General features: G+C 69.2%; 20 protein-coding genes and 2 pseudogenes. 16 read left to right on the top strand and 6 right to left on the bottom strand.

The features are described 5' to 3' along the window. The first annotated feature begins 256 nt into the window (after positions 1-256). On the top strand, positions 257-856 hold the full coding sequence (locus G3I71_RS39555) for a TetR/AcrR family transcriptional regulator (protein ID WP_164322775.1): 600 nt from the start codon (positions 257-259) through the stop codon (positions 854-856). Between the two features lie 184 nt (positions 857-1,040). On the opposite strand, the gene G3I71_RS39550 is transcribed toward G3I71_RS39555, so the two are convergent. Both G3I71_RS39550 and G3I71_RS39545 read right to left on the bottom strand, forming a co-directional pair. After that, positions 1,041-1,502: a hypothetical protein gene (locus G3I71_RS39550; protein WP_164322773.1), complete on the bottom strand. Its 462-nt coding sequence runs from the start codon at positions 1,500-1,502 to the stop codon at positions 1,041-1,043. A gap of 52 nt (positions 1,503-1,554) precedes the next feature. Next, on the bottom strand, positions 1,555-1,773 hold the full coding sequence (locus tag G3I71_RS39545) for a hypothetical protein (protein WP_164322771.1): 219 nt from the start codon (positions 1,771-1,773) through the stop codon (positions 1,555-1,557). 420 nt (positions 1,774-2,193) lie between these two features. Here G3I71_RS39545 and G3I71_RS39540 point away from each other — a divergent pair, with 420 nt between their 5' ends. The 8 genes from G3I71_RS39540 to G3I71_RS39505 all read left to right on the top strand — a co-directional run bounded on the left by G3I71_RS39540 (position 2,194) and on the right by G3I71_RS39505 (position 9,359). Further along, entirely contained in the window at positions 2,194-2,493 is a 300-nt protein-coding gene (locus G3I71_RS39540; protein WP_164322770.1) for a hypothetical protein, read from the top strand. Positions 2,494-2,724: 231 nt separating this feature from the next. Beyond that, positions 2,725-2,889, top strand: coding sequence for a PQQ-binding-like beta-propeller repeat protein (locus tag G3I71_RS39535; RefSeq protein WP_164322768.1), 165 nt, complete (start codon positions 2,725-2,727; stop codon positions 2,887-2,889). A 186-nt stretch (positions 2,890-3,075) separates the two neighbouring features. Next, positions 3,076-3,744, top strand: a complete 669-nt coding sequence (locus G3I71_RS39530; protein WP_164322767.1) for a DUF4232 domain-containing protein — start codon at positions 3,076-3,078, stop codon at positions 3,742-3,744. A gap of 188 nt (positions 3,745-3,932) precedes the next feature. Beyond that, positions 3,933-4,292 (top strand): transposase, encoded by a 360-nt coding sequence (locus G3I71_RS39525; RefSeq protein ID WP_239149614.1) that lies wholly within the window; start codon positions 3,933-3,935, stop codon positions 4,290-4,292. Positions 4,293-5,109: 817 nt separating this feature from the next. Continuing rightward, on the top strand, positions 5,110-5,736 hold the full coding sequence (locus G3I71_RS51735; protein WP_343243206.1) for an ATP-binding protein: 627 nt from the start codon (positions 5,110-5,112) through the stop codon (positions 5,734-5,736). 100 nt (positions 5,737-5,836) lie between these two features. Next, the gene (locus tag G3I71_RS39515) at positions 5,837-7,507 is read left to right on the top strand and encodes a transposase family protein (RefSeq protein ID WP_343243205.1); all 1,671 of its coding nucleotides are present in this window, start codon (positions 5,837-5,839) and stop codon (positions 7,505-7,507) included. Continuing rightward, positions 7,504-8,247 (top strand): ATP-binding protein, encoded by a 744-nt coding sequence (locus tag G3I71_RS39510; protein WP_343243204.1) that lies wholly within the window; start codon positions 7,504-7,506, stop codon positions 8,245-8,247. The genes G3I71_RS39515 and G3I71_RS39510 overlap by 4 nt, the downstream gene beginning before the upstream one ends. After that, positions 8,244-9,359, top strand: a complete 1,116-nt coding sequence (locus G3I71_RS39505; RefSeq protein WP_239149613.1) for a hypothetical protein — start codon at positions 8,244-8,246, stop codon at positions 9,357-9,359. The genes G3I71_RS39510 and G3I71_RS39505 overlap by 4 nt, the downstream gene beginning before the upstream one ends. A gap of 57 nt (positions 9,360-9,416) precedes the next feature. Here the strand turns inward: G3I71_RS39505 and G3I71_RS51730 are convergent, their stop codons facing one another. Then, positions 9,417-9,776, bottom strand: a complete 360-nt coding sequence (locus G3I71_RS51730) for a hypothetical protein (protein WP_239149612.1) — start codon at positions 9,774-9,776, stop codon at positions 9,417-9,419. A gap of 45 nt (positions 9,777-9,821) precedes the next feature. Then, positions 9,822-9,938: pseudogene (locus tag G3I71_RS52805) on the bottom strand (XRE family transcriptional regulator); the annotation flags it as partial. Positions 9,939-10,467: 529 nt separating this feature from the next. Here G3I71_RS52805 and G3I71_RS51725 point away from each other — a divergent pair. From G3I71_RS51725 to G3I71_RS39485, 3 genes are all read left to right on the top strand, one after another. Next, a complete protein-coding gene (locus G3I71_RS51725; protein WP_343243203.1) occupies positions 10,468-12,183 on the top strand; it encodes an AAA family ATPase in 1,716 nt (571 codons plus the stop codon). Between the two features lie 330 nt (positions 12,184-12,513). Continuing rightward, complete coding sequence (locus tag G3I71_RS39490; RefSeq protein WP_164322762.1) at positions 12,514-13,473, top strand: helix-turn-helix domain-containing protein; 960 nt, start codon at positions 12,514-12,516, stop codon at positions 13,471-13,473. A 166-nt stretch (positions 13,474-13,639) separates the two neighbouring features. Further along, on the top strand, positions 13,640-13,948 hold the full coding sequence (locus tag G3I71_RS39485; protein ID WP_164322760.1) for a TraB/GumN family protein: 309 nt from the start codon (positions 13,640-13,642) through the stop codon (positions 13,946-13,948). Here the strand turns inward: G3I71_RS39485 and G3I71_RS52430 are convergent. Next, positions 13,945-14,073 carry a hypothetical protein gene (locus G3I71_RS52430; protein WP_275409360.1) on the bottom strand — a complete coding sequence of 43 codons (129 nt, stop codon included), beginning with the start codon at positions 14,071-14,073 and terminating at the stop codon, positions 13,945-13,947. The two genes, G3I71_RS39485 and G3I71_RS52430, sit on opposite strands and share 4 nt — an antisense overlap. 29 nt (positions 14,074-14,102) lie before the next feature. Continuing rightward, a complete protein-coding gene (locus tag G3I71_RS39480) occupies positions 14,103-14,390 on the bottom strand; it encodes a hypothetical protein (protein ID WP_164322757.1) in 288 nt (95 codons plus the stop codon). Positions 14,391-14,439: 49 nt separating this feature from the next. On the opposite strand from G3I71_RS39480, the gene G3I71_RS39475 reads away from it, so the two are divergent. The 4 genes and pseudogenes from G3I71_RS39475 to G3I71_RS39460 all read left to right on the top strand — a co-directional run. Further along, positions 14,440-14,826 carry a hypothetical protein gene (locus G3I71_RS39475; RefSeq protein WP_164322755.1) on the top strand — a complete coding sequence of 129 codons (387 nt, stop codon included), beginning with the start codon at positions 14,440-14,442 and terminating at the stop codon, positions 14,824-14,826. A gap of 17 nt (positions 14,827-14,843) precedes the next feature. Then, positions 14,844-16,949 carry a helix-turn-helix transcriptional regulator gene (locus G3I71_RS39470; protein ID WP_164322753.1) on the top strand — a complete coding sequence of 702 codons (2,106 nt, stop codon included), beginning with the start codon at positions 14,844-14,846 and terminating at the stop codon, positions 16,947-16,949. 9 nt (positions 16,950-16,958) lie between these two features. After that, complete coding sequence (locus tag G3I71_RS39465) at positions 16,959-17,513, top strand: XRE family transcriptional regulator (protein ID WP_164322751.1); 555 nt, start codon at positions 16,959-16,961, stop codon at positions 17,511-17,513. A gap of 30 nt (positions 17,514-17,543) precedes the next feature. Further along, positions 17,544-18,422: pseudogene (locus G3I71_RS39460) on the top strand (UvrD-helicase domain-containing protein); the annotation flags it as partial. Positions 18,423-18,484 lie beyond the last annotated feature (62 nt).

Genomic DNA, 18,484 nt, shown 5'->3' with positions numbered 1-18,484 from the left:
CCGACGCCATCGCGCACCCCTCGCTCACGGAGCGGAAACAAGACGCCGCATGCCTCCCTCACTACGAGCGAAACCATGCCTGACCAGCAGAGATCAAGCGATCATGTTCGGTTGAGATACGGCTTCTAAGAGGTTCACCAGGTCACCGCGTTGGGTCTGCAGGTCACACGACCCCTCGGACTCATCCGCCGTGAGGCCCGCGAGTGCGACCACGGCCCCCATCATTCAGGCGTCTACCCGTTGGTAAGGTGTCACCATGCCCAAGATCGTGGACCACGACGCGCGGCGTGAAGAGATCATCGAAGCCGTATGGCGCCTTGTCGCGCGGCGAGGATTCGCGGCGCTGAACATGCGGGATCTCGCCGCCGAAGCTGGATTCACCAACGGTGCGCTCGCACGATACTTTCCCACCAAAGCAGCCATTCTGCGGGCCGCGCTGGAACGCACCAATGCAGCCACCGAGCAGCGGGCCGCCCGCACCATCGCCGGCGCCAACGGCCTGAACGCGTTCCGCAAGTTCTGCGTCGAGATCATGCCCCTGGACGACGAGCGTCTCAATGAGGCCCGCGTGGTCATCGGCTTCTGGAATTACGCGGTAGCCGATCAGGAACTGATCGGCGTCTACGACCAGGCGATATCACGCTGGCGCGATCAGATGCTCTCGTATCTGCACACTGCGGCTGAAGCGGGAGAGATCAACCCATCCTGCGATCTCGATGCGTTCTTGGACCTTGCGATGGCCACGCTGATGGGACTCCAGATCAACGCGATCTTCGCGGCTCGCCTGACCACACCCTCCCGCCAGTTGCGGATACTCGACGGACTCATCGCGGGGTTGCAGACCGGCACCTCATGATTTGATCACGCAGGCGCAGACATACTCACCTGTGGATCAGTTGCATCTGATCCGCCCCTCGTGTCACAACGGGTTCTTGATCGGTCGCAGCGGCGCCCGCCAGATGGAGTCATTTCGCACCTACAAAATCGGGTCTCCCAGGCACCGGGTGGAGTCAGAACTGACCTACAAGTGGCGTCGACCGTCACCTACGAAGCCAGATCTCGTCATCGGCGAGAGGCAGCCGCACGTGCCCGGGCGAGTCCAGGACGACCTCCAGGCTGATCTGACCGCGGACCTCGTCCTGCGTGAGACAGGGCTGGCGCAAGATCCCGGACAGGGCCCCGTTCAGCGTGCCGTCCAGAAGCCCCAGTGTGTGGCCAGCTCGCCAACGCGGCCGGTGCTTACCGGCCTCCTTCAGGCCGTCCAGCTCGTCGACCACGGTGATCGGGAACAGCAGCCGGATGTGCTCGCCGGACGGCAGACCCAGCACTTGGTGCAGGTCGACGGCTTCCAGCTTGTCGGGGTTCTGGATGTAGAAGCTGGAGTCGGCGACGACGAACCACTCCGGTCCGTCCCAGCGGGTCATCAACGACTGCAACAGGTCTATCGCCGCCTCGAGACTCTCGACCCGCTCCGCCAGCTCCTGGTCCACGAGCAGGTTCACAAGACGTTGCTGCTCCGAGCCCGCGAGGTGCCCGACACCGTCCAGGAGCGTGTCATAGCGGCTTCGTCAGGACCAGGGCGGTGAGGTCTTCGGCGCTGACCTGGTTCCGCAGAAGCTGGGCTGAGCGCACCCCCCACTCCAGATAGTCCAGCAGCTGGCGGTAGGCGCTGGAATGACCGACGCCACGTTCGTTGAACGCTGCCGTGTGTACGGTCCGCAGCGTATCGAGGAGGTTCTGCCGGTCGGTTCCCGGGCGGGGCGTGATGAGCATGCGCCGATCCTGCCAGGGACGGGCCACGCGGTGCCGCTGGTTTCCAGTGCTCCATCCATCTGCGTTCCCGGGGCAGCCGGCGCCCGCTCCACCCGCGCCCCGGAACAGTGTCACGGGCCCCTGTCACGCTGTGAGGTCTATCAGGCCCACAGGCCTTTACTCAGGTAGACGCGGTGCCCTATGAGGGTGTGAGCCTGTGAGGTGGAGCTCGCGCACCGTGCTTCCGTACGCCCTGACCCGGCCCGCCAGCCCAGAAAACGACGGGCTCATGGACACCCGCGACCAGGACCAGGACGACGTCGCCGAACCGGTGAGCCAAGAGGATCGGCATCGGCCAGGGCCGCTGTCCCGTGATGCTGAACCTTGATCGCCGCAGCGGACATAGGCTGACTCAACTATCAGCCGGAGGAGCGTCACACCATGGAACCGACCGTCGACAGGCCAGCGCCGCAGGTCACCGTTGCAGACATCCGTACCCTTTTGGGCTCTTCCGCTGAGCTCCCCGTTCTGTACATCCACTACGGTCCCGGCGACGACGGGGGCACCGAAGCGGAGTTGGACGTGTGGGCCGCAGGCCTGGTCTACCAGCCCGACATCGTCCTCACCCGCGCGACCGCTCTGGACCTGCTCGGTGAGGAACCCACTAGCGAGACCATTGCGGCGTTCCTGCCGAAGGTTCAGAAATCCGTGGACCAGATGATCTCGGTTCGAGGCATGTGAAGCAGAGCTCAAAGGGTCGTCAGGGCCTGCGGCTGCGGCTCCCAGCCTTTGCTGATCGCTGGGTGGCTGTCGTCGTGGTGACGGTGCGGCGCGTGGTCCTGGTGGTGGTCGTTGGGTGGCTGTCGTCGTGGTGTCGCGGGTGTGGCGCAGTATGTGCATGGGTCCGCCTAGCGCAAGGCTGCTGCACGAGTGGCAGGCCGGCCTCGGCCCTACAGTGGCGGACAGCTGCTGTTGACCGCTTGGACGTTCGCCAACGACGACGAAGTTCTGGGCACCCTTGTCGTCGCCAACGGAACAATCTATTTCGGCAGCCTGGCCGGAACCCTTTACGCCGTCAACGTGAAGACCAGAGGCAAGATCCCTGCCAACGACGCCCTGACGGACCCAGGCATGTAGCACCAGCACAAGCGGTGGAACGGTCTACGGAGCAGCGTTACGAACAGCTCGTCACTCAGGCGAAAGTTTCGTCACTGGTGGGTCACAGGTGGGAGGGAGGGAGAACTGCTGGCTCGACGGTTGTGTCTGGTTCGACGGGGGGCGGCGAGGAGCCGTGTTCCGGACATCTGGGACTCGGGGGACAGCATGCGTTACGTGAACGGAATGCGTGGTTCGGTGGTGGCGGTCGTCGTGGTCTCGGCGGCGCTGGCGGTGGCGGGATGTCAGCCCGGTGGGGGCGGTGCGGACACCGGAGGCGGGGGCGTCACGCCGTCCGGGGCTGTCAGCTCAGCGGCCTCCTCCTCGACGCCCTCCGTCTCCCGGCCCGGGTCCTCCGCGGCCCCGTCGTCCGCACCCGCTCCGGGCGGTTCGGCGGCGACCTGTTCGGCGGGCAGTCTGAAGGCGACCGCCCGTCAGGCCGCCGTGCGGCCGGCCGGTACGGGGACCGGGGCGGCCGTCGTCGAGTTCACCAACGTGTCCGGACGGACGTGCGTCCTCAAGGGGCACCCCACGGTGGCCGGCGCCGGGAACGGCTCTCCCGAGATGAACGTGCCGCTCACTGTCAAGCCGACCGGAGCCGCGGCGCCGGTGAAGGTGGCCCCCGGCGGCAAGGCGTGGGTAGAGCTGACGTTCGTGCAGGTGCAGGGAGAGGCCGACGGATACTGCGTGTCCGGTTCGGCGCCCGTGGTGTATCCCACGATGGTCGTCCGGCTGCCGGGGGCCGGGGCGCACCAGGTGGCCCTGGATGACGGGCAGTTCGCCGAGTGCGACGACACCGTGACCGTCACCGCCGTATCGGCGGTCAGGCCTTCTTGACCGATTCCAGCAGCAGCACCAGCGCGCGCAGCAGGAAGGTCACTAGCGGTGGTTTGTTGACGGCGGGTCAGACTCGTATTGGGCCGGTGAGAGGAACGTCGCTTCGCTGCCCGGGGAGCTTGTGATGACCCGTCGTGTGCCGTGTCCACCCGCTCCGGGCCCGCTGGAAGCCTGCGCCGAACGCTTCGATGACCTCTTCTCCACACTGGCACAGCGCCGCGGGTTCCGGGAGTACCTCGCGGGGCTGCTGCAGCCGCGAGACCGCAAGCAAGACGCTGACCTGCCTGGCTGGCACTGAGCCCGTCGTCGGCGCCCAGCACCCGGCAGCACAGCGGCTGCAGTTCTTCCTGTCCGAGTCGACGTGGGACCACGAGCGGGTCAACGCCCGCCGGGTGGAGTTGCTGCGTTCCGACCCGGCGACCGCGCCGCACCCGGGCGGGGTGCTGGTGATCGACGACTCCGGGGACCGCAAGGACGGGAAGGCGACCGCGCGTATCGGCCGGCAGTGTGCGATGTGCCGGTTTGGTGTCAGTGGGTTGTGTCAGTGACGGCATGTCAGGTCGGGGTGTTTTCGCTGTTGGTGGGGTCTTGGGTGTGGGGAGTCACTGACATGGGGCGGTGTGTGGTGCCGTGGTGGCTGTCATGGGCCGGTACACCCTTGCCTGTTCCGCTGTCATGGGAACGGCACTTCTGATCTTTCGGGGGCCGGTTGATGGCACGGTGGTCGGCGTCGGGGGTGTGCGTCGGAAGGGTGTGGGGTGGGAGAGCCGGGCGTGTGGGGTGAGGTCACGGCGGGGTTGAGGGTGTCCAGGCCGGTGTTGGTGGCGCGGCTGCTGGAGCTCGATGCGGCCGGGGCGTTGACCACGGCGCACGTGCGGGCGGGCGCGCAGGTCGGTGGGGTGAATGCGCGCACGGTGTGGCGGTGGCTGGACGCGGCGCGGACGGAGGGCCGTGTGGAGCGCAGGCCGCGGGCCCGGCTGGAGTTGTCCGACCATGCGTGGGAGGTGCTGGCGCAGGCGGGCGGGAACGTGTCGGTGCTGCACCGGCATTTGAAGGATGCCGGGGGAGAGGTGCCCTCGCTGGCGTCGCTGTACCGGGTGGTGCGGCGGGAGCGGGAGGAGCAGCGGACACGGCAGGCGCTGGCTGACCTTGCGCTGGCCGGGACGCGTGAGGACGGCGGGGCGAAGGCGGCTGCGCGCCGGCCGCCGCACCCCGCGCCGGTGGCGTCCGCGGTCCTGCCGTCGGGGGAGGGCGGTGCGGTGGCGGGTGTGGTGTTGCCGGCCGGAGCGCGGTTGGTGGGGACGTCGTGGGTGCGGGCGGTGGCCGAGGCGGTCGGGCAGGCGATGGCGGCTCAGGGTGCGGTGTGTGTTCGGCGACCCGGGCCGGGGCAAGACCGTGGCCGTGCGGATGGCGCTGCACGAGGTGCCCCCGGGCTGGAAGGTGACGTGGGTGCCGGTGCCGGTGCGCCCGTCGGTGGCCGGCATGCGGCGGGCGGTGTTCGACGCTCTGGCGCTGCCGGGCCGCTTCCCACACACGTCGGCGCGGGCTGACGCCGTAGTCGCGGGGGCTCTGGGTGAGGCGCGGGTGCTGGTGGTCGATGAGGCGCAGCGCCTGTCTGCGCCGTGCCTGGAGTACCTGCAGAGCCTGTGGGATCACCCTGGTACGCGGATCACGCTGGTGCTGTGCGGGGCGGGCAGCGAGCGGGCGCTGTCCCGGCTGCCGCAGCTGGCATCGAGGGTCGGTGCGTGGCAGGAGGTTCCGCGCCTGTCCGCGGCGGAAGTGGCGGCCGTGGTGAACGGCTTCCATCCGCTGTGGCGTACTGTCGCGGCCCCGGATCTGGCGTGGATCGACCGGTCGTGCGCCCACGGCACGTTCCGCACGTGGGCCGCCTTGACCGCGCATCTGCAGAACGCGCTGCTGACCACCGCTGACGCGGCCGTCGACCGGGCTTTGCTGGGGCGGCTGCTGCGCAGGGTCGCGCCGCCGCTGTGAACCAGACGCTCCGGCAGGAGACGGAAGGGCGATCGCATGCGCCCGGCACCCGGCACGTACACGACGTCCCACCGCGCGAGGGGAACTGACATGGAGGACGGTGACGCCGTCCGCGCAGGCGGCGGGTTGCCTGCGGCGTCGAGGACGGCACTGCGCGGTCCGGCGGCTGCTCGCTCTGCGGGCGGGGAAGAAGCTGACAGCGGGTCATGTGCGGGTGGCTGCAGACGCGTTGGGGGTGGCGGAGCGCACGGTGTGGCGGTGGCTGGCCGCGGCTGAGAACGATGAGGCCGCGGCCGGCGATCCTGGCACCCGTACCCGGGCCGGTGCGACGTTCACGATCACGCCTGAAGTCCGTGGGCTGTTGGCACTGTGGAAGGGGAACGTGCGGGCCGTCCATCGCGAACTGGTCCTCCGTGCCGCTCGGACGTCTCCGCCTGCGGACGCACCGTCGCTGACGACGCTGCACCGCGCGATCCGCCGGGACCTGACGCCCGGGGAGCGGGCAGGGCTTGTGGGAGGGGAGCGGGCGGCGCGCAAGCACGATGTGTTCCTGGCCCGGCCGCGGGGCTGGCGCAACCAGGCATGGGAGAGCGACCACATGCAGGCCCCGGTGCTGGTCGACGTCGACGGCACCGCCCGCAGGCCATGGATCACGTGGTTCACCGACTGCGCGACCAACGCGATCACGGGTGTCGCGGTCACACCGGGGGATCCGTCGCGGGAGTCGGTGCTGTCCGCACTGCGTTCCGCGGTCCTGCGCGAGGACCCCTACGGCCCGTTCGGCGGCCTGCCGGAGAAAGTACGGGTGGACCGAGGCAAGGACTTCCTGTCGAGGACGGTGACGGCCGCGTTCGATCTCCTGGACGTGACGGTGGAGGACCTGCCCGCCTACACCCCCCACCTCAAGGGCACCGTGGAGGGCCTCAACCGGGCGGTGGAGAGCATGTTCCTGGCCGCGCTGCCCGGCTACGCCCGCCAGCCGCGCCCCGGCAAACGCTCTTCCCGCCCGAAGGACGAGATGCTGCTCAGTTTCGAGGACTTCACCGCCCGGCTGCTGGCCTGGACGCTCTGGTGGAACACCGAACATCTGCCCGCGCCGTTGCGGGGCAGGACCCCGCTTGAGGCGTGGCAGGACGATCCCACCCCGCTGCGGGACGTGCCGGTCGCCGATCTGTGGACGTTCACCCTGGAGGACGCCGGCACCCGCACGCTGACCACCCGCGGAGTCCGCTTCAGGAAACGCGACTACGTGGGAGCGTGGATGACCGGTCAGGCCGGTATCCAGGTCCGGGTCCGCTTCATGCCCCACCACGACCACCGGATCGAGGTCTACCACGCGGCCACCGGCCGCTACCTCGGCCCCGCAGATCTGGCCGACCGGGCCACCGAGGAACAGGTCAGCGCCGTACGGCGAGCACGGGCCGCCCGCACCCGCCGCCTCAAGAAGGACCTGGAGGCTTCCCAGCGCGAGCGCTACGCCGCCGTGAACCAGCCCGAGGCCCCTCAGCGGCTCGGTGCGTTGACCACCGCGCAGGCCGAGGCCGAACTCTCCCAGGCCACCGACACCGACCTGTCGCAGCTGTCGCTGCCGGACCTCATCCCGCCCGCCGCGCCGCCGGCCGGGTGGCGTACCCCTGCTTCCCTGGCCGCGCTGACCACGCCAGACCGGCCCAACCCGCTCCCGTCCGACCGTGATTCCGCTCCCGCTCCGGACGGCCCCGACGGGCGGGCCGCACGTCCCACCACCGACAAAGACGGAGACGCCTCGTGACCGCGGCCACCTACCAGTACGTCGACCTGCCCGACGCCTCCGTGGTCACCACCCGCGCCCTGCTCACCGCGCGGGAGAACATCACCGACACCGTCGCCGCCCGCGCCATGATGTGCATCCACGGCGGCGCCGGCTTCGGCAAGACCCTTGCCGTCAACATCTGCCTGCGCGAACTCGAACCCGGCGAGGACGTCCGCAAGATCACCTTCCGGGCCCGGCCTACCGCCCGCGCGGTGCGCTACGAACTGTTCACCGCGCTCGACCTGGCAGGCGAACCGCCGCGCCACCCCAGTGAGTTCGACCGCCTGCTGAAAACCGCCCTGGCCGAACGCCCCCGCACCTTCCTCGTCGACGAGGCCCAGTGGCTCAACGGGGAGGCGTTCGAATACTTCCGCTACCTGTGGGACGAACCCTCAACCCAGCTCGCGATCATCTTCGTCGGCGGCGAGGGCTGCCACACCGTGCTGCGCCGCGAACCGATGCTGTCCTCCCGCGTCTTCATCTGGCAACACTTCACCCGCCTCACCCCCGCCGAGGTCCTTGAGGTGATTCCGCTGTTCCACCCGGTCTGGGCCGACGCCGACCCCGACGACATCGCCTTCGCCGACCAGCACGCCGCGCACGGCAACTTCCGCGCGTGGGCACAACTGACCGCCCATGCCCGTACCGCCCTGGCCCGCACGGAACGCTCCGTGGTGGATCAGGAACTGCTGCGCTGGGCCTTCAGCCGCCTCGCATGAACGCCACCCACCGTGCCGCGCCGCCCGTCGCCCTGGTCATGGACCGGTACGACGACGTCGCCCACACCCACACCGCCCTGGCAGCCCACGATCCCGCCGCCGGCCGGATCACCCTGCACCCCGGACCGGGCACCACCAGTGACACCGCTCTCGCCCACGACCTCCTCGCGGCCCTGGGCAAGCCGCCGTTACTGCCAGGCCGCTTCCCCGCAGGCCGACAGCCCGCGTGGGAGGCCGCCACCGCCTGGATCGCCGCCCTGCCTGCCGCCCGGCTCACCGTCCTGCGCGCCCACCGGCTCACCGCACGCCGCATCGAGTGCCTCCTGCACCTGCGCGACACCACCGGCATCCCCCTGACCCTGGTCTGCCACCGCCCCCACCTGACCATCGCGCTCCACCGGGCCCTGCACCCCGTGCCCCACACCGTCACCAGCGACCTGGACACCGCCCGCAGCCACTACTACGGCGGCACACCCGCAGCGACTGGCCCCCAGCCCTTGGCGCAGACCCCGACCGCGTCTGCGGTCCGCTGGATGACCATCCCCGCCCTGGACCGCCTCGTCTCCTACGACAGCACCCAGCCCTGCACCGGCCCGTGCACGCCGGCACCGATCGACTGGCGCCACCGGCCGCCGCCACGCCCCCTCACCCAGGCAGCCGTACGCGGGATCACCCGCAGAATCCACCAGGCAACCGCGCACCCCCGGCTGGCCGCCGCCCTGGCCACCACGCTGCTCACCGGCGCGTCGTTCCAGCAACTCCTCACCGTCCGCGCCGAAGACCTCGGCCCTGACGCGACCACCCTCGCCTTCCACGACCCCGCCCGCTACACCGACGGCTGCGCCGTGCACCCGATCCCGGCATGGGCCCGCCCGTTCCTGCGTGCCGCGGCATCCTTCGCCGCCCTCACCGACAGCCGGGAACTGCTGGCTTGCCAGGACGAACGCCCCCACATCCTGCGTCTGGCCGAGAACGCCAGACTGCGCCCACCCCAGCCTCCGCAGCCGGCCCGCGCCGGCGGCGTCGTGTGGGACTGGGCGGAACGCGGGCAGGCCGAGCGCTACGAGACCCTGCTGTCCCGGCCCGGAACGCCGTCCCGACCGCGCCGGTAGACCGATACAGCCGCACACCGCCTCCGGCGAACCCGACGTCCTCGACCACCGGCCCGGTCACCCGATGGTGAAGTCGGCGAACTCGACATCCGAGAAGGCCACCTGGAGACCGTGGGCGCGCCCTCCTCCGTCACGGAAGTACGCATGCCCCAGCGAGCGGGCCAGGATGACCATCTGCTGCGCCTCGCCGGCACCGGCGTCCCGGGCGGCGAACAGCTCCCGCGCGACCGCGCCGGACAGCCGCTGGGTGATCAGCCGCCGACGCGGGTCATCGGAGGAGCCGACCGCGGACGCGAACCCGAACCGCGCCCGGGTGTGCAGGCAGAAGCCGCGGGCCTCGGCATCTGCACGCAACCGCTCGCGTATTCGGGGCTGCCACCGCGCCCGGACGGCATCCTCGATCACCTGTGCCTGCACAGGGCTTGGCTGGCGCCTCCCCGGGCCGGAGGTGACCCACCGCTGCACCGTCCGCTGCGAGACACCCAGAACAGCAGCCAGCCTCTTCGTGGATCCCTTCTCCGCTCTGAGCAGGAAGCCCAGGCGGGCACCGACACTGACCGGCAGCGGCCGGGTACGCAAGGCCCGCTCTAAACCCTCGTTGATCTCGCCCAAGACCCCGTCCGCTCGCCCGTGTCCACTACATACCGCTCCAGAGGCACCATGTTCCTACCCCGGCTTTGTTTCCGTGTACTGGTGTCAGTGGTGGCCGACTTCAGCTGCCGACACCGCAGTACCACTGCGCGGCCCAGACGATCGCTCTGCGTCAGGCACCGCCACCTGCCGAAGATCACCTTCACTGCCCTGCGCTACGCGTGGCAACGACCCGAACTTCTCGGCCCCACACCGTGCGGGCGAGGCTGATCGCGAATATGGCAAATGGCTCGAAACAGGTGGGCAGCTAGGGGCAGACTGGTTGTATGCAGCTCACTAAGGTGCGAAGTCGTCTCTTTCGTAACATCGTTGACAGCGGCGACGTCGATATCGCGCCGGATGTCACAGCGCTGGTCGGTAAAAACGAGAGCGGGAAGATAGCACTGCTGTCGGCGATCTACCGCTTCCATCCTGTCTACCCGAACGACTCCTTCACTTTGCGGCAGGACTATCCGCGGTGGAGGAAGGTCCCGGACACCCGCTCGGGGGGATCAAGAACGCCAAGCCGATCACCTGCACGTTCACTCTCGACGATGAAGACCTGAAAGCTGTCACCGACGAGCTTGGCCCCGGTGTGATCAAGGGACGCTCGTACTCACGATCCATGCCCTACGAGGGAAACAACACGGTCACCCTGCAAGTCGACGAAGCCGTGGCTTTGGAGAACCTCTATGCCGAAGAAGAAGTGCCCCCTGCACTGCGCAGCGTCCTCGGAACACGGAGCCTGGCCGCCGCCCTCGAGCAAGCTGGCGGCCTGGCCCCCGCGGAGGACTCCGACTACACCGCGGCGGACGTCGACCTCTTCACCAGGGCGGCCCGTCAGCGACTGGGCGACAGCGCGAGCGCCTGGCAGCGGGCCGTACGCATTCTGCGCGGCCGCGAGCCGAAGTTCTTCTACTTCAGCAACTACCAGAACCTTCCCGGACGGATCGCCCTGACGGACCTCAATGGCCAGGAAGAGCCTGGGGCCTCAGAGATACAGACTGCCCGGGCACTGCTGGAACTCGCCAGCACGACCGCCGGAGCGATGTCGGCGGAAGACTTCGAAGAACGCAAAGCCGAGCTCGAAGCGGTAAGCAACGACCTCACGCAACAGGTCTTCGAGTACTGGAAGCAGAACCCAGACCTGTCGGTCGAGATCGACCTGGACAAGACCACAGTCCAGCACCCGAACGGGCAGCAGGCCGTCGCCAGCCATCTCGACATCCGCGTCAAGGACCGCCGACACGGGTTCACCAATAACTTCTCCGCCCGCTCCACCGGCTTCCAGTGGTTCTTCAGCTTCCTTGCCGCCTTCTCCCAGTTCGAGACCTACCCGCACGGTGTGGTCGTCCTGCTGGACGAACCCGGCCTGAGCCTGCACGGCCGCGCACAGGCAGACTTCCTGCGTTTCATCAACGAGCGCCTCGCCCCCAACGCCCAGGTCATCTACACGACCCACTCGCCGTTCATGGTCGAAACGGCCCGGCTCGATCGCGTACGGATCGTCGAAGACCGTGGGCCGGACACCGGGGCTGTCGTCACCCAGGAAGTCCTCTCCGTCACCGACGACTCGCTCTTCCCGCTCCAGGCGGCTCTCGGCTACGACATCGCTCAAAACCTGTTCGTAGGCCCCGACAACCTCCTGGTTGAAGGAACCAGCGACTACACCTACCTCACCCTGATCAGCGACTTCCTCAAAGAGGCTGGCCGCACGCACATCGACGAACGCTGGCGCATCCTGCCAGCTGGCGGCGCCACGAACATCCCCGCCTTCGTCGCTCTTATCGGCACTAACCTCCAGGCAACGGTCCTCATCGACAGCACTCCGGCCGGAGTCGCCAAGCTCAAGAACCTCACCAACAAAGGCCTGCTGTCCCCCAAACGGCTCTTGCTCACGGACGCCTTCAGCGACGGCGTCAAGGACAGCGACATCGAGGACCTGTTCTCCCCGGGCGACTACCTCAAGCTGTACAACGCCGCCTTCGGCACCAAACTCAAGGTCGGTGACCTCAACGGCACCGACCGCATCATCGCGCGCCTCACTCGCGCGACCGGGGCTCCGTTCACCGAACACGGCCGGCCGGCCGACGCTCTCCTACGCAAGCGAGACACCCTCCTGCCCGGGCTCTCCGAGACGACCCTGAGTCGCTTCGAGCAACTCTTCACCGCCATCAACGACACTCTCACCTGACCCTGAGGGCCACACACCGCGAAGCCCCGGGGATCTGCCACGGTGTCCCCCCATGCGGCTCAACTTCGCCACGCAGTGCGCCGCGATACGGCAGATCAGGGACGACTTTGTACCCCAAGGAGCGATGCGGAACACCCGACCGTACGGATCGCCGTCGTGGGCCTGCCCGGGGAGAGTCGACCAGCCTGGCAAGCACCAGGCGCCCCTGTGACTGGCCCTTCTCTCGATTCGCCGCTATGCACCGTATGACCGAATATCCCTTAATCCAAGGGTAAGGAATGGGTCATATCCAGGGGTAATTTCTTGCTAGCGTGGGGGTCGGAGGTGGCGATGCCGAACCAGCCGAATCAGAATGAGCTGTTCGCAGCGGTGGACGAACTGTTGGCAGGTGAACCGGAGTTGCCGCCGCCGGGGGAGCGAGCCCGGCTGCGTGAGGCGGCCGGTATCACGCAAGCCCGGCTGGCTCAGGTGCTGCGGACTTCGACGCAGACCGTGAAGAACTGGGAGAACGGCCGGTCCGAGCCGCGCCCGCCACGCCGTGAGGCCTATCTGCGGCTGCTGGAAGGCTGGGCGGCGAAGCACCCGGCCGCACCGGTCACCGAGCCTGCGCCGGAGACCTTCACCGGTTCCGTGCCCGCACCCGAGCAACCTGCGCCCGCCGGGCCTGCTTACGACCCAGTGCCTGTGCCCGCGAACTCCTTGCCCCCCAACAGACCTGCCGTGGCCGCGTCCCGTCCGGTCGGCGCCCCGAGGACCGCGTCGACGGCACGGCGTCCGTCGCGGCCGAAGGCGGCCGCGCCCGCGGCCGACTCCCGCTTCCCGAACGGACCTTTGGCCGTGCTGGACGGGGACGGCACCGTCTACTGCCTGGGTGGCGTGTTGCTGGACTGCCCAGCAGCCACCATTGCGCAGTTGGTGGAGTGGACGCTGCAGGAGTCCGGTATCGGGCAGGCGCGGTTGCACCGGCACGGCAAGGACTCCGATCCGCTGATCGTGCTCACCCAGTCCGCGGCCGTACGGCTCGGGCTGCCGGAACGGCTGGAGGACCGCCGGGACCTGCGTCTGGCGGAGGACCACCCGGTCGTCAGGCAACTGGCCAAAGCCAAGTGGAAGTTGACGCAGCGTGGGTTCGGCCCGTGGCCACGGATCTACCGTCCGGCCGAGGCAGGCCGGCGGCAGTGCGTGCAGCTGGCGATCCTGCCCTGGGGCGCCCTGGACACCCGCGCCTGGCGCGAGCTCGACGAGATCACCGACCCTCGACTCCGATCCCGCATCGCCGCCCTGTGCTGACCATCCCCTGCCTGTCGGCCGCCCTCGGCCGCCCCTGAATCCCTCCCAGCCCACGGCAGGACCGGACCGGGAAAGTAACTGGTCACGGTCCTGCTGGCTTTGGTGAAAGGGGCCGAAGGGACCGAGTATTCGACATGACGGCACCGGCCGGAGAACTATGAAGGTCATGAGCTCCTCCAACACCACGATCACGGTGACCTTGTCCGCGGACGAGTACACGGCCGTCACCGAGCAAGCTGCCAAGCGCGGCATCGCCCCCGATGAGTACATCCGACAGGCCGCCGCCCAGAGGGCCAACAACGGGAGGGCCAAGGACCGCCTGCTCCAGGAGACCGCCGCTCGGCGTGGGCAGAGCGTCGAGGAGTTCCTCAATCCCGGCTTCCTCATCGACACCGACGACAGCGTCGATGCCGAGCTGGACCGGCGCCTGACTGCGGCTCGTGGCACCCAGGCCGAGCCCGAGACCGATCACTAGCTCAAGCGGGCGACGTTCAGCACGTCCGGCACCGGCATGCCGGCCCGGCGTTTGGCGACGATCGCCGCAGTGACGTTCCGGCGGGCCTCGGTCACTGCAGCCTCCGCCGCCCGCAGTTCCGCCACGGCCTACTCCAGCACACCCTCATCACCCGTCATGCCGTCCATCGTGACAGGGCCCGGCGCCCACTCCGTCGCGGTCTTCTGACGTGGTCGGCGCCGAGTTCTCGATAGGGCGTGCGGTCGTGCAGGACATGCCAGATGGCGATGGTGAGTTTGTGCATCACGGCGACCAGAGCCCGTTTGCCTCCGCGTCTGGCCGCGATCCGGCGGAAGAAGACGCCGAAGTAGGAGTCCTTCTTCCCGATAGCGACCATCGCGGCGATCCCGAGCAGGCGCAGCGACAGGAAGCTTGCACTCGGACGGCATTGCGATGCGGACAACTGAACAACAATATGTTGTTTCGTTGAACTATTGTGGTAAGCTGGCCGTATGGCACGTGATGCTCGTGACGAGGCCCGCCGGCAGTTGTCCGCACTTGCGGAGGACCCCACCGCCCACTGGGCCCCGGCGCGCAGTTTGGAACAGGGCGCCGCACTGATAGGGCGGTTGATGATGGCTGCGGCCAATTATCAACAAAGCGGCGGGCAAGCAGTGGACGTGACCCCGGACGATGTGGGTGCGGCACTCGGCTTGTTCGAGGACATGCGCCATCAACTGGACCGGCTGGAAACCCAGGTGGTCATCGAGGCCAGGCGTCGCGACATGGACTGGCGGCAGGTCGCCCAGTACCAAGGGCTCAACTCCTCCCAGGCCGCTTCGCAGCGCTATCAGCGGCTGATGACCCGCCTCGAAGAGATCCGCCAGGGCGTCAGGTAGAGGGAGGCGGAGCACAGATGACGGATCAGTCCCAGGAACTGTTTGCAGCCGTCGACTCGCTGCTTGCCGCCGTCGACGACGGCACCGTGCTGCCCCTCCCGGCTGAGCGGGTGAGGCTGCGTGAAGCGGCCGGGCTGACCCGGGCGGCCCTCGCCCAGGCTCTCGGCGTACGCGTGCCGAGCATCGAGGCGTGGGAGGCTGGACGGGCCGAGCCGAAAGGGGAGCGCCGCGAGGCCTACCGCAGACTGCTCGAAGGCCTCGCGGCGCGCCACCCCGCACCCGCCCCGCCCCCCGGCAGGCCCGCGATCCCGGCAGAGCCCCGCTCCGCGCCGTCGGTCCAGACAGCGGTGGGCGCCGCGACGGCTCCGCCCACCGCACCCTCGGCGCACGACACGCCGCACACGCCCACGCCGGGGACGCGGCGCCCGGCCCGGCCCACGGAAGCCGCGCCAGCCGTCGGCTCGCGGTTCCCGAACGGGTCGCTGGCGGTGCTGGACGCGGACGGCACCGCGTACTGCCCGGGGGGAGTGCTGCTGGAGTGTCCCGCGGCCACCATCCCGCAACTGGCCGACTGGGCCGTGAAGGAGTCCGGGCTCGGTGCCGAGAGGCTGCACCGCCACGGCAAGGACTCCGATCCGCTGATCGTCCTCACCGCCCGGGCCGCCGCCCGTTTCGGCCTGCCCCCCGCCCTGGAGGACCGGCGCGCGCTGCGCCTGGCCGATAACCACCCGGTGGTGCGTGAGCTTGCTCGCGCCAAGTGGAAGCTGACGCGCCGCGGATTCGGCCCCTGGGCCCGCGTCTACCGGCCCGCCGAGGGCGGCCGACGCCAGTGCGTCCAGCTCGCCGTACTGCCCTGGAACGCCCTCGATACCCGCACCTGGGGGAGTGCCGGCCAACTCCCGGCCCCTGAACTGGCCCAGATCCTCGGCGACTACGCCACACGCGTGATCACCCCGCGCGGATCCGCGGCCGTATGCGGTCTGGAACTGTTGACCGCGCTGCGCCCGCCCACCCGCCCCGTCAAAGACCCGGCCACCGACACCTGGATGTCCGGACCGAACCCCGGCGCCCTCACCCAGGCGGTCGACCCCGCACCGCCGGAGGCACCCGACGAGCACCCCGTCGTCACCGCCTGCTCCCCGCGCGGCCACCAGCGCACCCCCGCGGACGTCCTCGACGAAGAGGCCTTCGAGTGGATCCGCGACCCGGAACAGCTCACCGACGACGAATGCGCAAAGCCGTTCGCAGTGGGCATCGACGTCAACATGGCCTTCGCCGCGGCCGTCAACCGGCTCACCGTCGGCCTCGGCGCCCCCGTCCACGTCAACCACCCCCGCTTCGACAAGAAAACGCCCGGCAGCTGGCTCGTCGACCTCTCCCACATCAACCTCGACACCCGCCTGCCCAACCCCTTCACCCCACACGGCCTGCGGCCCGAAGGCCCGGCCTGGTACGCGACCCCCACCGTCGCCTACGCCGCCGAACTCGGCTGCGGCATCACCCCACTTGAAGCCTGGCTGCGCCCCGAGTCCGGTTCCTACCTGGACGGCTGGTACACCCGGCTGCGCGACGCCTACCTGGCCACCATGGAACGCCTCGGCGTCAGCGCGGGCATGAGCGAGGCGGACTTCCTGGCCGCCATGGAACACCACAAGGGCACCGATCCCGCGCAAGTCGCTGTCCTCTCCGCGATCAAGGCGACCGTCAAGGGCGGCATCGGCAAGCTCCGCGAACGACCCCAGGGCGCCGGCTACCGGCCCGGCGAGCGCTGGCCCGCTCTGGAACGCCCCACCTGGCGGCCCGACATCCGCGCCGCCGTCATCGCCACCGCCCGCGTCAACATGCACCGCAAGATGCTCAAACTCGCCGCCACCGGCCTGTTTCCGATCGCGGTGCTGTCCGACTGCGCTGTCTACCTCTCCGACGGCCCCACCCCTTTGGACTTCCTGCCCCGCACCCCGGAGGGCAAGCCGCTGCCCGGCGGTTTCCGCCTCGGGGTGAGCCCCGGCATGGTCAAGCACGAAGGCACCCAGTCACTGTTGTGGGCGGTGAAGATGCTCGATGAAGGCCATAACCCCGCCCGGCACATCAAGGGCGCCGATGCCGCCGCGGGCGGGGAGTAGGAACCGCACATGGGCATCTTCAGTGACAGCCTCGACAAAGCCACCGCCAACACCCTCACCCGACCCCTGCCCAAGTCTCCCCAGGCCCAGATGCGCTTCCTCGTCAAAACCGCCAAGGGCACCCGGGCCGCAGCCGAAGCACTGGGCATCTCCCGGCGCACCGTCGAACGCTACGTGAAAGGACAGATCCAGCAGCCGCGCCCGGAACTCGCCACCCGCCTCACGGACGAAGTCCGCCGACGCTGGCAGCCCCGCGTACGCGCGAAGGCCAGACAACAGGCAGCCACCACCAGCGGCATCACGATCGAGACCCGCGCCCGGTTCGGCTACACCGCCGCCCCCGGCACCACCGACGACGCCCGCATCCGCCTGATCACCCAGCACCTGCCCCCCGACTACGCCGCCCGACTCCTCGACGCCCACACCGCCGGCGCCACCGACCAGCGACTCCAGGAGATCGCCGCCGAAGGCCTGCAGGAGGTCTACTTCAAAGACCGCGGACAACGCGCCCCCGGCCTGCAGGTGGCCTTCACCGACATCGACTACGTCGAACTCGGCTTCTGAGGGATGGGCAAGGAATCCGCCTGCACATCCCACTGCGACTGGGTGCTGCTCGACGAGGCCCAGGACACCAACCCCGTTCTCGAACAGGTCTTCACCGCCCAGCGCGGTCACGCCCAGCTGATGATGGTCGGCGACTGTGCCCAGGCCGTCTACGGCTGGCGCGGCGCCCACGATGCCATGACCGGCTTCGACGGCACCGCCCTCACCCTGACGCAGTCCTTTCGATTCGGCCCCCGCCTCGCCGTTGAAGCCAACCGGTGGCTGGCCATTGCCGGCGCGCCCATCCGCCTGGACGGGACCGACACCATCTCCACCGAACTCGGCCCGGTCGTCTCTCCCGCCGCCGTGCTGTGCCGCACCGACGTCGGCGCCATGGCCGAGGTGATGGCGCACTTCGCCACCAGTCATCGCGTGGCCCTGGCAGGGGGAGCGGGAACCCTGCGCGCCTTGGCCACCGCGGCCCGTGACCTGACCGAAGGACGCCGCACCTGGCATCCCGACTCGTGCTCTTCCAGTCCTGGGGCGAACTGTGCGACGGTGACCGTCTCCGCCGTACACAGGGCCGAGGGTCGCGAATGGGCGACCGTAGAAATCGCCGACGACTTCACCCCGTCCGACGACAGCGACGGGAACGACGTCAACGGCCGGCCCCTGCCCGGCCCGATCGACGACGCCGAAGCACCTGTCGCCTACATCGCCGTCACCCGCGCCCGCCACCGACTGGACCTCGGCGGCCTGTCCTGGATCCGCCACCCCGGCGGAAACCCCTGCGTCACGCCCCCGGAACCACGCGGCGGACGCTCTGCCCGAACCGCTCACCGCGGAACCCGCGCTCGTCACCCTCGGATGAGCGATGTGATAGGCAGCGGGCTGCTGGTGAACCAGGTCCGGTCCCTCTCACGATGCTGACGGTGCGGCAGTTCTACGTCGGGGACGGTCCGCTGGGCGAAACTCCCGGCCTTCCTGGGCAT

The sequence above is a fragment of the Streptomyces sp. SID12501 genome, assembly GCF_010550245.1.
GTDB lineage: Bacteria > Actinomycetota > Actinomycetes > Streptomycetales > Streptomycetaceae > Streptomyces.
This window is presented reverse-complemented; position numbering and strand designations above follow the sequence as displayed.

Bases quoted from the DNA above. Each gene is read 5' to 3' on its own strand.
- G3I71_RS39555 (WP_164322775.1), top strand. From the start codon at position 257: ATGCCCAAGATCGTGGACCACGACGCGCGGCGTGAAGAGATCATCGAA.
- G3I71_RS39545 (WP_164322771.1), bottom strand. From the start codon at position 1,773: ATGCTCATCACGCCCCGCCCGGGAACCGACCGGCAGAACCTCCTCGAT.
- G3I71_RS39540 (WP_164322770.1), top strand. From the start codon at position 2,194: ATGGAACCGACCGTCGACAGGCCAGCGCCGCAGGTCACCGTTGCAGAC.
- G3I71_RS39530 (WP_164322767.1), top strand. From the start codon at position 3,076: ATGCGTTACGTGAACGGAATGCGTGGTTCGGTGGTGGCGGTCGTCGTG.
- G3I71_RS39525 (WP_239149614.1), top strand. From the start codon at position 3,933: ATGACCTCTTCTCCACACTGGCACAGCGCCGCGGGTTCCGGGAGTACC.
- G3I71_RS39505 (WP_239149613.1), top strand. From the start codon at position 8,244: ATGAACGCCACCCACCGTGCCGCGCCGCCCGTCGCCCTGGTCATGGAC.
- G3I71_RS39490 (WP_164322762.1), top strand. From the start codon at position 12,514: ATGCCGAACCAGCCGAATCAGAATGAGCTGTTCGCAGCGGTGGACGAA.
- G3I71_RS39485 (WP_164322760.1), top strand. From the start codon at position 13,640: ATGAGCTCCTCCAACACCACGATCACGGTGACCTTGTCCGCGGACGAG.
- G3I71_RS39475 (WP_164322755.1), top strand. From the start codon at position 14,440: ATGGCACGTGATGCTCGTGACGAGGCCCGCCGGCAGTTGTCCGCACTT.
- G3I71_RS39470 (WP_164322753.1), top strand. From the start codon at position 14,844: ATGACGGATCAGTCCCAGGAACTGTTTGCAGCCGTCGACTCGCTGCTT.
- G3I71_RS39465 (WP_164322751.1), top strand. From the start codon at position 16,959: ATGGGCATCTTCAGTGACAGCCTCGACAAAGCCACCGCCAACACCCTC.